Here is a 16,220-nt window from a genome sequence, read left to right as displayed (position 1 = left end):
AAAAAATCATATATTATAGTATGTACAGATATAAATATAAATATATCAATATATTTAATATTTATTAATAAAATTTTTAATTTTAGTATAAGGAGTATATATGAAAAAAAAATTATTTGATACAGTAGAAACATTTTTAGATAATGGACTACAATTAATTACGATAAAGAGAGAAACTCAAATTGCAGCACTTAACTTGGGGGTTAAAGTTGGAGCAGTCTGTGAGGAAGATAGCGAAAGAGGAATTTCACACTTTATAGAGCATATGCTTTTTAAGGGAACTTCAAATAGAGATAATGAAACCTTAAACAGTGATTTAGAAAGTTTAGGTGGAGAATATAATGCCTATACAGATTACACATCAACAGTTTTTAATACTACAACATTGAATGAAGAGTTAGAGAATGCTATAGAATTAATTAGCGATTTGATTCAACATCCAACATTCATGGAGGAGCATATAGAAAAAGAGCGAGGAGTAATCCTTGCAGAAGTTAGAAGTGGTAAGGATGATGTTGAGGATTTATCATTTCAAAAGATAAATGATATGGCATTTACAAGCAGCCCATTAAAAATTGATGTTATAGGAAAAGAGTCAATTGTAAAGACTCTTAATAAGAAAGATCTAACAAGATATTATAAAAATCATTATGTTCCTAGTAATGTAGTTATATCGATTGTATCCTCTTATGATCATGACTATATAATAAAGATAGTGAAAAAATTCTTTAGCAATTGGGAAGATAAGAAGGTAAGTAGACCTACTTTAAATTTTGAGCAGAATAAAGAAAAATTTAAGATAACCCATAGAGAGAACATGGAGCAGAGTACAGTTCTATATTTGTATACCTTTAAGGATTTAGATAAAAAGGAAGAGCTAGCACTTAGGATACTAAATCATAAATTTGGTGAAAGTTCAAACTCAATATTATTTAGGGAATTAAGAGAAGAAAAGGGACTTGCTTATGATGTGTATACAACATTAGATTTAACTCATAATTTGAAATCACTATATATTTATGCAGCGGTATCTCCAGAGGATGTAGATGCAACAATAAATACTATAAATGATTGTATAGAAAGAATTAAAAAGGAAATAATTGTATTTGATGGGAATACTATAGATATTATGAAGAAAGTGTTTAAAACCGCCATTGCATCAACTTTAGAGGATTCTTCTGATTTAGGTAACTATGTGGTTCATCAGGCTATGGAAAAAGAAAATCTAGATCAATTTTCAGAAGACATGGAGCAATTAAATGAAATAGTGGCACAAGACTTGTATGAAGCGGCTAAAAAAGTATTAAACAGGCCAACTATTCATGTGCTTTTATGTGATAAGGATGAGGAAATTAGTTAAACATATGAAAAGTTAAATTACCCCATGTCTACAGGAGCTAATACTATTATCTTCTTATAAGTGGAACTAAAAGTCGTACCGTCATGGAATAGTTCGGCTAAAATTGAGTGGGAGTGAAGAATAATGAGTAAAATAATTACAAAAATAGAGGCTCAAAAGAAAAAGGAGAATAGAGTTAATATATTTATAGATGGAGAGTTTTCTTTTGGGTGTAGCACTGAATTAATTTACTATCACAATTTATCTAAAGGTAGAGAGATAAATGTTGAAGAGTTACAGGGTGTAATAGATGAAGATAACTATCTTACAGCAAAAACTAAGGCTCTAAAGCATATTGAGAGTTCGCTTAAAACAGAATTTCAAGTAAGAGAAAAGTTAGAACTGAAGGAATATGATGAAAAGACTATAGATAGAGTTATAACATTTTTAAAGGATTATAAATTTATAGATGATGAATATTATGCTAAGTCATTTGTAGCACAAAATATCAGAACACAGGGAAAAGGAAATATAAAATATAAGCTTATTAAAAGAGGTATATGTGAAGATATTATTCTAAGAACTCTAGAAGAGGTGCCTATGGATACTGAAGAAAATGTAGCAATGAAGCTTGCAGAAAAAAAAGCTGTTTTATTATGTAAGAATGAAGTTGACGAAAGAAAGATTAAAATGAAGCTTAAGACTTTTTTAGTTTCTAAGGGCTATGATTTTGACACGGTAAAATCAGTTGTTGAGAAAATAGAGATAAATCTTCAAAAGGATGAGGATAGGCCAGAGGATGATAATATAAAGAAAGCTTTGGAAAGCGAAGAAATATATTATAGTAGTGAAATTTCATTAAGAAATAAAGGAAATAGTTTTGGGAATAGTGGCAAGAATGTAAAGAGTGATGTTAAGGAAATTACGGAAGAGAATAAAGAAGTAGACATGAAAGAACTAATTGAAATAGCACAAAAAAGATATGAGCGATTATCTAAATCAGAGAGTGATAAAATGAAGATAAAAAGAAAGTTACAGGATTTTCTGATTAGAAAAGGATACACATATAGTGATATAAAATCGGTTATAAGCATAGTAATCCATGGTGAAGAATATGATTATTAAAGTAAAATATGTGAGTTGCGCTTAAGAAGAACATTAATATTATATTAATTATAGATGGTTGCTAAGGTCATTTTAATAAGGAGATTTAGGTGGAAAATATATATTAAAAGTAGAGTAGTAATAGGGAGGTGTGAGGGTGAGGTTTTTAGAGGATAACGATATAAATATAGTGTCACTAATATTAATAATAGCGTTTATTTATCCTATAATTATGGGTATTATATTTAAATTTAGGAGTAAGAGTCTTATAACAACTATTAGAAGTGTTTTATCATCTATTGCGGCAGTATGCTCAATTATGTTGACGACTGAAGTTGTAAGAGATGTAGTGACTTTAGACAAATATGGAGTAATTGAATATATATCATCTGAAATTTCATCTTCATTCGTAGCTCTTATTACAGAATCAAAAATATTTATGGCTGTTATATTATTATTGGTGTTTTTATTGATATATAAAGCACTTCAATTATTTATATATTTAATAAGCAGGTTCATTTTATTCCCAATTTCAGACGTTATTGATAAATGGATTAGAGATAAAGGGGCTGGAACTAAGGCATTGATAGGCGGGGCATTTCAGATACCAAAATCCATATGTTATGTAATAATAGTAACAGCGTTAATTAGTTATGGATCTTTATTTATTGATAATGGTGATTTAGAAAATAAATTAAGTACTTCAAATATATATAATTATATAAATTCAAATATAATAAGACCAGTTACAGAATCAGAGGTTGCAAAAAATATTCCTAATATACTAGAAAATTCATTTAGAATTATAGATAAAAAAAGCATTCCGGAAACTAAGTCTGATGATAGTGTAGATGTTGTAGATGGATATCTTCAAGGTCTTATATTTTATAATGGAATAACTTTGGATGAAGGTATTAAATCTAATGAAATAATTGATAATGCAGCTAGAAGTATAACGAAGGATTATAATAGCAACTATGATAAGTCCAAAGCTATTTATAAATGGATAGGGAGTACTATAATTTATGACGATGATAAAGCCAAAGAGGTTATGCTAAATGAGATACCAAGGGGTATAAAATCAGGTGCTATCAATACTTTTAACACAGGGCGCGGAGTGTGTTTTGATTACGCTTGTCTTTATGTTGTTATGTGTAGGGCAAATGATATTCCAGTTAGGTTAATAGTTGGAGAAGGCTTTAATGGAAACACATGGATTAGTCATTCTTGGAATGAGGTTTATATATCAGAGAGAGAGCAGTGGATAAAGGTAGACCCAACATTCTATAACGCAGGGAACTTTTTTGATAGTACAGGTTTTGATAATGACCATAGGGATAGAAAGATTGCTGGTGAATGGAAATAAAATTGGATAGTATATATAATAATTGTAATTTATTTTCCGTAAAATAATAAAAACAAGCTTATGCTTGTTTTTTATATTTAGAGAGTATAAGGTTTATAGCCTTTTCACATTCATCATCATTATTATCCATGGACCAAGCAGTGTTAAAGTAATTTAGAGCTTTTCCATTTTCATTTAGCATCAAATAACAATAGCCTAGATTAAAATAATATTTACTTTCTTGTCTTAAATCAAGAGCTTTACAAATTAAGGGTATAGCACCTTTATAATTTTTAAGTTTTATAAAGCATACGGCAGAGTTGTATAATGAAGGGGCCTTATATTCATTTATATCTGCAGATTTTTTATACATATCAATGGCAGATTTATAGTCTTTAAGTTTATATAACTCATTAGCGTGGGTAAAATAATTCAATGGAAAACCTCCTAATTTAAAGTGTTTTTTTGAAACAATTTGCGAATATACATTATACTTTTAATTGAACCTTAAAAAGTTCAATATAGATACATATATTTAATTAATTTCCAATTTGTTATAAAATATACTAAATCGCCTAGAAATCTTTTGATAGTATAAAAGTAGGAAAAAATTCGTCAAAAGTTTGGGTTGAAAAATACTGTGTTTAGGAGGGAATTTATAAATTCTAATTAAGAATGTTCAATTTATAAGTTTAAATCAAGTGCTAAAATACTTAATAGATATTTAAAAAATGAAGGATATAGACCTGATTAGAACATGCATATTAAGAAAAAGGTGATAAAAATACACTTGTAAAATAAAAGAAAATTACAATATGTTTGAAATGTAAATGTGTGTAAAAACTTTGCAAAACAAATGTATTGACAAAATTAATATATTGTATATAATATATTAAAAGAGTAATATATAAATTGACTGTGATGAAGAGGAGTAGGAATAGGGACTATTAAGAGAGGAAAACTCATAGGTTGAGAGGTTTTCTATAGGAAGTATTTTGAAGGTAGCTTCGGAGTTGCTTTAGTGAAGTTATAGTAGCTAAAGACGGTGGTTCCTCATCGTTAAAATTAAGAGAGTCTTAAAAGTGATTTTGAGAAATAAAGGTGGTAACGCGCGCTGTCGTCCTTTGGGGATGGTAGCGCTTTTTTTATTTTCAAATAATATTTTAGTATTAAAAAAAGTAGTTTATTCATTTGAAACAATATTAAAAAAAGCAAATCGAAAATAAAATTATTAAATGTTAAAAGGTACACTTTAAAAGGTCTTAAAACAGATGGTTTTATGTGGAGACTAAGATAACAAATTACTTTTAGTTTTACTGAAAGTTGTATAAATGTTACAAGAACAAGCAAATATAAATTAATAGAAGGGCAGGGAATAATAATGGATGAAAACAATAATATAGCAAAGAATTATGACCCGAAAGAATTTGAAGATAGACTTTATAAATGGTGGGAGGAAAGTGGATTTTTCACTCCAGAAGTAGATAAAAATAAAGAACCATATACAATAATTATGCCACCACCAAATATTACAGGACAGTTGCACCTTGGTCATGCACTTGATAACACGCTACAAGATATTCTTATAAGAACAAAGAGAATGCAAGGGTACAGTACTTTATGGTTACCAGGAGAAGATCATGCAAGTATAGCTACAGAGGTAAGAGTAGAAAAATCGTTACTTGCTAAAGGGCTTAAAAAGAAAGAAATGGGTAGAGAAGCATTCCTAGAAAAAGTGTGGGAATGGACAGATGAATATAGAGAGAGAATAAAAACTCAACTTAAAAAAATGGGTTGTTCTGCAGATTTTACAAGAGAAACTTTTACTATGGATGAAAATGTAAGTAAAGCTGTTAGAGAAGTTTTTGTTAAATTATATAATGATAAACTTATATATCAAGGAAATAGAATTACAAACTGGTGTCCAAATTGTATGACAGCTATTTCAGATGCTGAGATTGAATATGAAGAGCAAGGAGGACATTTCTGGCACATTAACTATCCAGTAGTAGGTAGTGATGAGGTTGTTGAAATTGCAACCACAAGACCAGAAACATTACTTGGAGATACAGCTGTTGCAGTTAATCCTAAGGATGAAAGATATGCTCATTTAGTAGGGAAGAAACTTAAATTACCTCTAGTAGATAGAGAAATTGTAGTTGTTGCAGATGATTATGTTGATATGGAATTTGGAACGGGTTGCGTTAAAATAACTCCAGCTCATGATCCAAATGACTATCAAGTAGGGAAGAGACATAATCTTGAGCAAATAGTTGTACTTGAAGAGAATGGAACTATAGCAAAGGGATATGGACAATATTCAGGTCTTGATAGATATGAAGCTAGAAAGCTTATGATAAAAGATTTAGAAGAGCAAGGATACCTTGTAAAAGTTAAGGATCACAGCCATAACGTAGGAACTCATGATAGATGTGGCTGTACTGTTGAACCAATGCTTTCTAAACAGTGGTATGTAAAAATGGATACACTTGCAGAACCTGCAATTAAAGCTGTAAAAGAAAAAGATATAAAATTCATTCCAGAAAGATTTGAAAAAATCTACTACAATTGGATGGAGAATATACAAGATTGGTGTATTTCAAGACAATTATGGTGGGGGCATAGAATTCCAGTTTGGTACTGTAAAGATTGTGGCGAGATAATAGTTCAAACAGATGCACCAGCTAATTGTACTAAGTGTAGTTCTACAAACTTAGAGCAAGAGAAGGATGTATTAGATACTTGGTTTAGTTCTGCTTTATGGCCATTCTCAACTTTAGGTTGGCCTGATAACACAGAGGATTTAAAATACTTCTATCCAACGAGTACACTAGTTACTGGTGGAGATATTATATTCTTCTGGGTTGCAAGAATGATATTCTCAGGTCTGTATAATATGGAGGAAGTACCATTTAAAACAGTATTTTTCCATGGTATGGTTAGGGATGATCAAGGAAGAAAAATGTCTAAGTCTCTAGATAATGGAGTTGATCCATTAGAAGTTATAGATAACTACGGAGCAGATGCTCTAAGATTCTCCCTTGCAACAGGAAACGCTCCAGGAAGTGATATTAGATTCTATGAATCAAGAGTTGAAGCAGCTAGAAACTTTGCAAATAAGATTTGGAATGCATCAAGATTTGTTATGATGTACAATGATGAAGAGCTTATAGAGAAGTATAAGGATTGCAAAAACTATTCAATAGCTGATAAATGGATATTATCAAGACTTAATTCAGTAACTAAAGAGGTTACTGAGAATATAGAGAAATATGAGATAGGAATAGCTCTTCAAAAGGTTCATGACTTTATGTGGACTGAGTTCTGTGATTGGTATATAGAAATTGCTAAACCATCATTATATAGTGATAATGAAGAAACTAAGGGAATAGCTTTAAATGTTCTAAATAAAGTTTTAATATCTGGTCTAAAATTACTTCACCCAGTAATGCCATATATCACAGAAGAAATTTACACTCACTTAAGTAAAGAGAGTGAATCAATAACTATTTCTAAATGGCCTGAGTTTGAAGCTGAATTAGAAGATACTAAGGCAGAAGAATATATGAACTATATTATAGATGCTATAAGAAATACAAGAAATGCTAGAACTGAAATGAATGTACCACCTTCAAGAAAAGCTAAGACTTACATCTATGCTACTGAAGCAGCAGATGCATTTAAAGAAGGGAAGGTTTATTTTGAAAAATTAGCATCTGCTAGTGAGGTTATAATATTAAGTTCTAAGGAAGAAGCACCAGAAAATATAGTATCAGTTGTTTCTAAGGGAGCAGAAATATATATGCCACTTTTAGAACTTGTAGATGCAGAAAAAGAAATCGAAAGATTAAATAAAGAAAAAGCTAAATGGGCTGCAGAAATAGATAGAGTTGAAAAGAAATTAGCTAACGAAAGATTTGTTTCTAAAGCTCCAGCAGAAGTTGTAGAAGAAGAAAAAGCTAAGGGTGAGAAGTACAAAGAAATGTATAACTCAGTTCTAGAAAGTATAGCTAAGCTACAATAATTTATAGACAAATTAGGTATGGTATAGATTGATATTTATTTGAGACAGAATGTTTTAAATGGTGATTTCAACATTAAGTAAAAAGATTCAAATATTAAGTAGCGATAAAGGGTAAGTAACATCATTATAGATGTAACTTACCCTTTATTTAGTGAAACTACGAATTTTATATTTAGGTAAGTGGAAATTAAGTGAAATTTTAGATGTATTATTAAGTAAATCGAACTTACTAGTCAGAGAAAAGTGAAGAAGTGTTTCAAATTGTACAAATGTGCGGGATAAGAGTTTAGCGTATTAACTTCTTAAAAAATACCATTATTGAGTATAGGATTATTATAAGGTAAAATAAGAATGGAAAATTGGATTTTAGGAGGCTTATTATGAATTATACAGAAGCTATTAATTATATAAAAGATACAGCGAAGTTTGGCAGCAAGCTTGGTTTAGAGAGAACTGAAAAGTTATTAGAGTTACTTGGGAATCCTCATAAGAAAGTAAAGACTATACATATTGCAGGAACTAATGGAAAAGGTTCAACTACTGCAATGCTTACAAATATATTAGTACATAGTGGATATAAGGTTGGAAGTTATATTTCCCCATATATTGAAGAATTTGAAGAGAGAATACAAATAAATAATAGTAATATATTAAAAGAAGATTTGGCGAGTATTGTTACTGAAGTATCTAAAGCTGTCACTAAGGTTGCAGACCTTGGGTATGGAAATCCTACAGAGTTTGAAATAATAACTTGTGCAGGTTTTTTATATTTCTTTAAAAAAGAAGTTGATTTTGCGGTAGTTGAAGTTGGACTTGGGGGAAGACTAGATTCTACAAATGTAATAAGTCCAGAGATTTCAATAATTGGGTCCATTAGTTTAGATCATATGAATATATTGGGAAATACCATAGAGGAAATTGCATTTGAAAAGGGTGGGATTGTAAAACCTAATACAAGAGTGGTTTTATATCCTCAGGAAGATAATGTTACTGAGGTTATAGAAAAGATTTGTAAAGAAAAAAATGCTCCTCTTACAAAGGTATTAAGGGAAAATGCAATGTTAGTAGATGTGAAAGATAATCATGAGAAAGACATTGTACAAAATATAAAAATTAGAACAGAAGGTAATCTGTACGAAATATCATTAGCCCTTTTAGGTGTTCATCAAATACAAAATTGTAATGTGGTTATAAATAGCTGTGAGGCTCTTATAGACATGGGAATAAAGATTACGATGGAAAGCATTATAATGGGATTAAAGACAGTTAAATGGCCAGGTAGATTAGAAATCATGAGAAGGGAACCTTTAGTTGTACTTGATGGTGCCCATAATATTGATGGTATAAAGAAATTATCGGAAAGTATAGATGCTTATTTTAAGTATGAGAAACTTGTACTCATTATTGGAATTTTAGCAGATAAACAAGTTGATGAAATGATAAATATAATATGCCCTAAGGCAGACAGAATTATAGCAGTTACACCACATAGTGAAAGGGCAGAACTATGTGAGGATTTAAAGGCGAGGATAAATATATGCAATGACAATTGTGAAGCTATAATGGATTATGAAGAGGCTTATAGGGTAGCTTTATCCTATTGTGATAAGGATACACTTTTAATTATTTCAGGATCCCTATATATGGTTGGAGATATGAGGAAATTAATTAGACATTATGTTGAATAGTAAACCGATAGATTAAATTGAATATATAAATTTGAGATTTCCGTATCAAAAGTAAGATTCTCTTCATAGTATGAATGTGAGGAGGGATTCCGATGAGGTACTTATATATTTGTAATACAACTCAAGACCGAGTTGATAAGGTGAGTGTAGATAAGTTTGAATTAGAAACCATTATAAACTTAGTAGGAGTTAATGGAAGTAAAATAGGTCCTCATGGATTATGTGTACAAGGGGACTTATTATTTACCTCAAATTCTTATGATGGGTCTGTGTCCATAATAGACATGGAAACTTTAATATCTAATAGTTATTATTTGGGAAGAAATTGTAGAGATATTTGCGCCCTTGGGAACCATCTATATATTGTTTGTGGTGACTCGAATGATGTAGTGACTTTTGATTTGGAGAAAAAGGAAATAATTGAGATTATTCCTTGTGGTGATTCACCACACAGTATTCATTGCTGTAGTACTACAAGTGAAATAGTTGTAGCGAATAATGGTGATGATTCAATAACGATATTTGATTCATTATATGGTGGTGACATTAAGAATATAAAAGTTGGAGCAGCGCCAACAAAGGCTTTGTTTACACCTAATGGAGATTATATTTTGGTGTGTGAAAGTAGGGCAGGAACCTCAGATAAGGGATGTATATGTGTTATATCTAGCAAAAGTTACAAAATTATAAAGCGAGTGCCTGTTGGGAATTGTCCATTTGATATGTATTGTGATGATAGATATTGTTATGTATCTAACTATGGTGATGGAAGTATATCAATTATTGATATGCTGGAGTTTGAAAATATAAAGAACATAAGAGTTGGTGTAATGCCGAGGGGAATAGCTTGTGATGAAAAATATATTTATGTAGGAGATAGTTATAACTACCTATTAATAGGCATTGATAAAGAAGATAATCAAAAAAAGATAATCATCCAACTAAAGGGTCAACCTACAGGGATGATTATTGTATAGTTTATATTACTTACAGCAGTTATCTTAGACAAAATTATTAATAGTATATATTTTAAAATTAAACTTATACATTTCATTCTTCAAAATCCATTAAGGATTTTATCCTGAATTTTAAGTTTATAATTATTCAGTTAATACTTTAATAATTTTAGTATATAAGTCAGAAGGGTTGTTTTTCCATTTGGTACACAACTCTCTGGCTTGTTTATTTGATGCAACTGTTACCTTTACTTCCATAAGAGGAATATTATTTTCAGAAGCTCCTAGGCTAACAATATAACTATTGGAATTTTCAATAGTATAGTCAGCAAATATAGTAGCTTCTTTTTTTATCATATTCATTTTTACGTTAATGTATGAATCAAGTGCATCTAAAGCTTTTTCTGACAATCTATTTTGAAAAAGTGATAATACTTCCTTGCCTTTATCAGAGATTGATAATCTAACTTTATCATTCTGGCTTATTTTCATAAGAAGGTTAGAAGAAAGTAGTTCATCAATATACTCTTGAAGAGTGAAGTAGTTTATAAAATTATTTTCAAGTACAATTTCTGTAAGTTGGCTATTTGAAATAGGTAAGTCAATTTTATCTATTATGTGTAGTAATAGAAGTTTATTTTCTGCTAAGTTCAAAGAATTATCAAACATAAGGTACCCTCCTTTAAACTATGCATATATGTTCTAATTAAATTTGCACATTTAACTTTAAGAATCTATTAAGGAGTTTTTCCTTAATTTTAAATTTTACATGCTTAATTAGAGTTTATATATACATCAATTAATTAATTATTTAATTATATCATATAATCTTAAAAAATGGATTAATTTTAAAAGATATGTTATAGCATATATTTATACAGTGTGAATATAATTTTATATAAAGCAGGATTATGTGTAGGGGGATTATGAAAAAAATTAATAGATTTCAATTAAGAATTGTAACTGTTTTAGGTGTGTTAGCATTAGTTATTTGGGTAAGTTTGGCAGGAAAAATGTTCTATAGTGATGTATTTGCACCTTCGAACAATAAATTGCCAATTTATTCTGTAGAAACTAAGGAGAAAAAAATGGCTATAACATTTGATGTGAATTGGGGAGATGATAATACTAAAGAGATACTAGATATATTGGATAAGTATAATATTAAAGCAACTTTTTATGTTATTGGTCTATGGTGTGATGATTATCCTGAACAAGTGAAGGAAATTGCTAGGCGAGGACATGAGATAGGAAATCATTCGAATAAACATCCTAACTATACTAAAATGGATAAAGTTGCAATTGAAAAGGATGTGGAAATTGCAAATGCTAAGATAATGGCGTTAACAGGACAGTTACCTAAGACATTTAGATTTCCATCAGGAGCATACAACAATTCATCGGTGGAAATAGTAGAAGGTTTGGGAGTTAAAGCCATACAATGGGATGTGGATAGTGTTGATTGGAAGGCTAAGGGACTAAAAATAGAATATGATAAAGTGGTATCAAAGGCTAAAGAAGGATCAATTTTATTGTTCCATAATGATGGTAAATATACTCCGGAAAATTTACCAAAGATTATTGAAAAATATCAAAGTGTAGGATATAACTTTGTAACGGTATCTGAATTGATTTATCAAAGTGATTATCATTTAGATCACACAGGGAGACAAATACTTAATTAAAATTGAATTATTAGTAATTAATTTAGGTAAATAATTAGAGCGTATAGATATAAATGTGAAAAATAAATAATAATATGAGACAGATTTAAACTATTTGAGAAAATATTAATAAAAGTTAGAAATTTCAAAAATTAAATGTTGTAAAATTTAGACAATTATTTTATAATAAATTAAATGGGGAATATAAATAGAAACTAAAAGAAAAGTGTATAATTTTTACTACGAGTAGTTATATTTTTATTTTAAGAGAATATAGATTATAGTAAATTTTACTAAAAAACCAAGGGAAGAGGGGTTACCATGGATAATAATATGTTTAACAACAAAATCTACTTAGAAGGAAAAGTAATTTCAGATTTAGAGTTTAGCCATGAAATGTATGGGGAGGGATTCTATAATTTTGAATTTGAGGTTTCAAGACTTAGCGATACTTCAGACACACTAGTGATAACCGTATCGGAAAGATTGATTGCAGGGGTTGATGTAAGTATTGGAAGTGAGATTGTAGTAGATGGACAACTTAGATCTTACAACAAATTTGTAGATGGTTCTAATAGGCTTATTTTAACAGTGTTTGCAAGAGATATTCGTGAACTTGAAGAGCATGGAAAGAATCCAAATCAAATATTTCTAGATGGATATATTTGCAAAGAGCCAGTTTATAGAACGACTCCATTTGGAAGAGAAATAGCAGACATGCTATTAGCTGTTAATAGATTATATAATAAGTCAGACTATATTCCTACTATTGCTTGGGGCAGGAATTCAAGGTTTTGTAAGAGTTTAGAGGTAGGCGATAATATAAGAGTTTGGGGAAGACTACAAAGTAGGGAGTACCAAAAAAAAGTGTCAGATACAGAGGTTGTTAAAAAAATTGCCTATGAAGTTTCAATTTCTAAAATGGAAAGAGTTACTGATGAAAATAGAGAAAATATAGCGGTTATAGGCAGAGTAGAGAGTGAAAATGGGATGCCTGTGAGTAATTCAAATATAGAAGTTAGAGAAGAGGACATTAAGATTCAAGAAATTATCTAAATTAATAAATTAGTGAATTAGTAAAACAATAAATTAATAAAGTTAGAGCCATTACGCGGGTTTAATCCTTGTAATGGCTCTTATTTGTATTATATTGCTATTTTCTTAAATCGGATAATATTTCAGTTTTGCTTCTAGTTTTATCATCTACATGTTTGATGATTCTTGCAGGAGAACCAGCTACAACAACATTTTCAGGCACATCCTCGGTAACAATTGCACCGGCTGCAACAACTGAATGTTTACCAATTTTAACGCCCTCTAAAATAACTGCATTAGCACCTATTAAAACGTGATCACCAATTTCACATGGTTCCTTACTAGGCGGTTCAAGGACACCAGCAACAACAGCACCAGCGCCAAGGTGAACACCCTTACCAAGTTTTCCTCTTGCACCTACTACTGCATTCATATCGACCATAGTTTCATCACCGATTTCAGCTCCAATGTTAATAACTGCGCCCATCATAATTACGGCATTATTTCCAATAGAAACTCTATCCCTTATAATTGCACCTGGTTCGATTCTGGCATTTAGATATTTTGTATCTAACATAGGAATAGCGGAATTTCTTCTATCAGATTCAAGTCTGTAATTATGTATAATATCTTTGTTTTTTTCTAAAAAGTTTTTTATATCAACACTATCACCGAACAAAACATAAAAACTTCCTTCGCCAAAGCAATCTATATTTTCAAAATCACAATCTTTTATATTTCCATCAATATAGGCTTTAACAGGAGTGGATTTTTTAGATTCTTTTATAAACCTAGCGATTTCATAGGGGTCTGTAAAGTTATATTCCATATTTTTAACTCCTTCAACATATAATTTATATTTGATTTATATATTATCTCCAAACTTGGCATAATAATATATGAATTTAAATATTTCTAATATGATATTATTAAACTTAATTTACTAATATAGTTATATCATATAACTAAGGGAGAATGGAATATTTTATTTATAAATGATATAATAAAATTAAAATAACAGACCATAGGAGGTAGAGACATGGGAAATTTAAAAAATGGATATATTCAAATATATACAGGGAATGGAAAAGGAAAAACTACGGCTGCAGTTGGCCTTGCTACAAGGGCTGCAGGTAATAAGTATAGAGTTTGCATGGTTCAATATTTAAAGAGTGGAGTTACAGGAGAACTTGAGTCAGCAAAACTTATGGCACCATACTTCAAAATTCATAGATTCGAGAGACCTAGAGGTTTTTTCTGGACTTTGAATGATCAGGAAAAGGTTGAATTAAAGGAAGATATACAAAAAGCTTATAACTTTTGTTTGAAACAATTAGAAGAAGGTACTTGTGATATTCTGATTATGGATGAAATCATGGGAACATTATCTAATGAATTAATTACAGAAGAGCAATTGTTACACCTTATGAATAAAAAGCCTAATGATGTAGAGTTGATAATGACTGGAAGAAACGTCCCTGAAGCAATTTTTAATAAGGCTAACCTTGTTACAGAAATGAAGGATCTTAAACATTACTTTAATGAAGGTGTTCCAGCGAGAAAAGGAATAGAGTTTTAAATTAAAGATTAAAGATTAAAGATTAAAGATTAAAGATTAAAGATTAAAAATTGGAAATGATGATAATTTATTAATGGATTTTAAAAGAATCACAGATGTAAATTTAATTAGAATATATATTATATAAGCATAAATATATAAGTATAAATGAAGTAAGGGTAAGGTATTATGATGCTATCTAGGAATGTAAATAAAATAGAAATATCTGGTATAAGGAAGTTTTATAATAAAGTAGCGGAAGTTCAAGGCGCAATATCTTTAACATTAGGTGAGCCTGATTTTAAAATCCCAGTTGAAGTAAAGAATGCAATGAAAATAGCTATCGATGAAGATAAAACTACATATACTCCCAATGCCGGAATTTTGCCACTTAGACAAGAAATATCTAAGTATTTAAAAGGCTTAGGAGTAGAGTTCTCAGCAGAAGAAATTTGTATAACGGTTGGTGGTAGTGAGGGTTTGTTATCTACTTTTACAGCCATATTAAATCCTGATGACAAAGTATTAATCCCTTCAATTGCATATCCAGCCTATGAAAGCTGCGTAAAAATAGCTGGTGGATGTATATTGAATTATGATTTAAATGAGGATTTATCTATAAATTTAGATAGTGTTAAAAAACTTATACAGGAAGAAAAACCTAAGGCTATAGTTGTGTCGCATCCATCAAATCCAACGGGAAGAGCAATGACCAAGGTTGAATGTGATAAACTTTTTGAAATATTAAAATCTGAGGATATATTAATCATTAGCGATGAGATTTATAGCTCAATTATCTTTGGAGAATTTAACTCTATATCAAGGTATAATGACTTAAAAGATAGATTAGTGCTTATAAGTGGATTTTCTAAAATGTTTTCAATGACTGGGATAAGGATAGGGTATGTGTGTGCTCCTAAATGGATACTAGGAAACATAATAAAGGTACATCAATACAATGTATCCTGTGCACCTTCAATAGGCCAATATGGAGTTTTGGAGGGACTAAAAAGTTGCGAATATCACTTGGACTATATAAAGAGTAAACTTATGTGTAGAAGAGATTATATATATGATAGAATTTTAAATATGGGACTTCAAGTTACAAAGCCTGAGGGAGCGTTTTATATATTCCCATCTATTAAGAAGTTTGGAATTAGTAGTGATGAGTTTTGTGAGAGACTTTTAAATGAGGCTAAGGTTGCTATAGTTCCAGGTTCAGCTTTTGGGAAAGGCGGCGATGGGTATGTTAGAATATCCTTCTGCTATAGTATGGAAGAGTTAAAGTCAGCATTAGACCTTATGGAACAGTGGATAAAAACTATCAAGTAATAGGTTTGAAAGCTAGTGCATTTTGAAGTTATACCAATGATTTTAAACATTAGGTATCCTATAGTATTCATAATACGTAAATATGAAATTAGGTTAATGGTGTTAAAATATAGATAAGTTATTTGTGGTTTATAGAAGAAAAGAATAAGCTAGGTAGAATTTTATAAGTAAATTC

Annotated in this window: 13 protein-coding genes and 1 other annotated feature; of the genes, 10 read left to right on the top strand and 3 right to left on the bottom strand. The window is 30.0% G+C overall.

Translation table 11 applies throughout. The features are described from left to right. The first annotated feature begins 100 nt into the window (after window positions 1–100). From RSA29_RS00140 to RSA29_RS00130, 3 genes are all read left to right on the top strand, one after another. Window positions 101–1,360 carry a pitrilysin family protein gene (locus RSA29_RS00140; RefSeq protein ID WP_346941920.1) on the top strand — a complete coding sequence of 420 codons (1,260 nt, stop codon included), beginning with the start codon at window positions 101–103 and terminating at the stop codon, window positions 1,358–1,360. 123 nt (window positions 1,361–1,483) lie between these two features. After that, window positions 1,484–2,464 carry a recombination regulator RecX gene (recX, locus tag RSA29_RS00135; protein WP_346941921.1) on the top strand — a complete coding sequence of 327 codons (981 nt, stop codon included), beginning with the start codon at window positions 1,484–1,486 and terminating at the stop codon, window positions 2,462–2,464. A 136-nt stretch (window positions 2,465–2,600) separates the two neighbouring features. Then, entirely contained in the window at window positions 2,601–3,809 is a 1,209-nt protein-coding gene (locus RSA29_RS00130) for a transglutaminase-like domain-containing protein (protein WP_346941922.1), read from the top strand. A 58-nt stretch (window positions 3,810–3,867) separates the two neighbouring features. On the opposite strand, the gene RSA29_RS00125 is transcribed toward RSA29_RS00130, so the two are convergent. Continuing rightward, complete coding sequence (locus tag RSA29_RS00125) at window positions 3,868–4,224, bottom strand: CDC27 family protein (RefSeq protein ID WP_346941923.1); 357 nt, start codon at window positions 4,222–4,224, stop codon at window positions 3,868–3,870. A gap of 473 nt (window positions 4,225–4,697) precedes the next feature. After that, window positions 4,698–4,916 (top strand) — a binding site (T-box leader). Window positions 4,917–5,169: 253 nt separating this feature from the next. On the opposite strand from RSA29_RS00125, the gene RSA29_RS00120 reads away from it, so the two are divergent. The 3 genes from RSA29_RS00120 (at window position 5,170) to RSA29_RS00110 (ending at window position 10,477) form a co-directional block, all read left to right on the top strand. Continuing rightward, the gene (locus tag RSA29_RS00120; RefSeq protein WP_346941924.1) at window positions 5,170–7,812 is read left to right on the top strand and encodes a valine--tRNA ligase; all 2,643 of its coding nucleotides are present in this window, start codon (window positions 5,170–5,172) and stop codon (window positions 7,810–7,812) included. A 380-nt stretch (window positions 7,813–8,192) separates the two neighbouring features. Beyond that, window positions 8,193–9,500 carry a folylpolyglutamate synthase/dihydrofolate synthase family protein gene (locus tag RSA29_RS00115; RefSeq protein WP_346941925.1) on the top strand — a complete coding sequence of 436 codons (1,308 nt, stop codon included), beginning with the start codon at window positions 8,193–8,195 and terminating at the stop codon, window positions 9,498–9,500. Between the two features lie 92 nt (window positions 9,501–9,592). Next, the gene (locus tag RSA29_RS00110; RefSeq protein ID WP_346941926.1) at window positions 9,593–10,477 is read left to right on the top strand and encodes a YncE family protein; all 885 of its coding nucleotides are present in this window, start codon (window positions 9,593–9,595) and stop codon (window positions 10,475–10,477) included. 123 nt (window positions 10,478–10,600) lie between these two features. Here RSA29_RS00110 and RSA29_RS00105 read toward each other — a convergent pair whose 3' ends face one another. Continuing rightward, window positions 10,601–11,125, bottom strand: a complete 525-nt coding sequence (locus RSA29_RS00105; RefSeq protein WP_346941927.1) for a DUF4364 family protein — start codon at window positions 11,123–11,125, stop codon at window positions 10,601–10,603. 257 nt (window positions 11,126–11,382) lie between these two features. Here RSA29_RS00105 and pdaB point away from each other — a divergent pair, with 257 nt between their 5' ends. Further along, on the top strand, window positions 11,383–12,141 hold the full coding sequence (gene pdaB / locus RSA29_RS00100; protein WP_346941928.1) for a polysaccharide deacetylase family sporulation protein PdaB: 759 nt from the start codon (window positions 11,383–11,385) through the stop codon (window positions 12,139–12,141). Window positions 12,142–12,441: 300 nt separating this feature from the next. Then, the gene (locus RSA29_RS00095; protein ID WP_346941929.1) at window positions 12,442–13,176 is read left to right on the top strand and encodes a single-stranded DNA-binding protein; all 735 of its coding nucleotides are present in this window, start codon (window positions 12,442–12,444) and stop codon (window positions 13,174–13,176) included. A gap of 97 nt (window positions 13,177–13,273) precedes the next feature. On the opposite strand, the gene dapD is transcribed toward RSA29_RS00095, so the two are convergent. Further along, the gene (gene dapD, locus RSA29_RS00090) at window positions 13,274–13,984 is read right to left on the bottom strand and encodes a 2,3,4,5-tetrahydropyridine-2,6-dicarboxylate N-acetyltransferase (RefSeq protein ID WP_346941930.1); all 711 of its coding nucleotides are present in this window, start codon (window positions 13,982–13,984) and stop codon (window positions 13,274–13,276) included. Between the two features lie 210 nt (window positions 13,985–14,194). Here dapD and RSA29_RS00085 point away from each other — a divergent pair, with 210 nt between their 5' ends. Both RSA29_RS00085 and RSA29_RS00080 read left to right on the top strand, forming a co-directional pair. Then, complete coding sequence (locus tag RSA29_RS00085; protein WP_346941931.1) at window positions 14,195–14,734, top strand: cob(I)yrinic acid a,c-diamide adenosyltransferase; 540 nt, start codon at window positions 14,195–14,197, stop codon at window positions 14,732–14,734. Window positions 14,735–14,902: 168 nt separating this feature from the next. Beyond that, the gene (locus RSA29_RS00080) at window positions 14,903–16,045 is read left to right on the top strand and encodes an aminotransferase class I/II-fold pyridoxal phosphate-dependent enzyme (protein WP_346941932.1); all 1,143 of its coding nucleotides are present in this window, start codon (window positions 14,903–14,905) and stop codon (window positions 16,043–16,045) included. Window positions 16,046–16,220 lie beyond the last annotated feature (175 nt).

The organism is Clostridium sp. (genome assembly GCF_036660475.1).
Classification (GTDB): Bacteria; Bacillota; Clostridia; order Clostridiales; family Clostridiaceae; genus Clostridium_J.
This window is presented reverse-complemented; position numbering and strand designations above follow the sequence as displayed.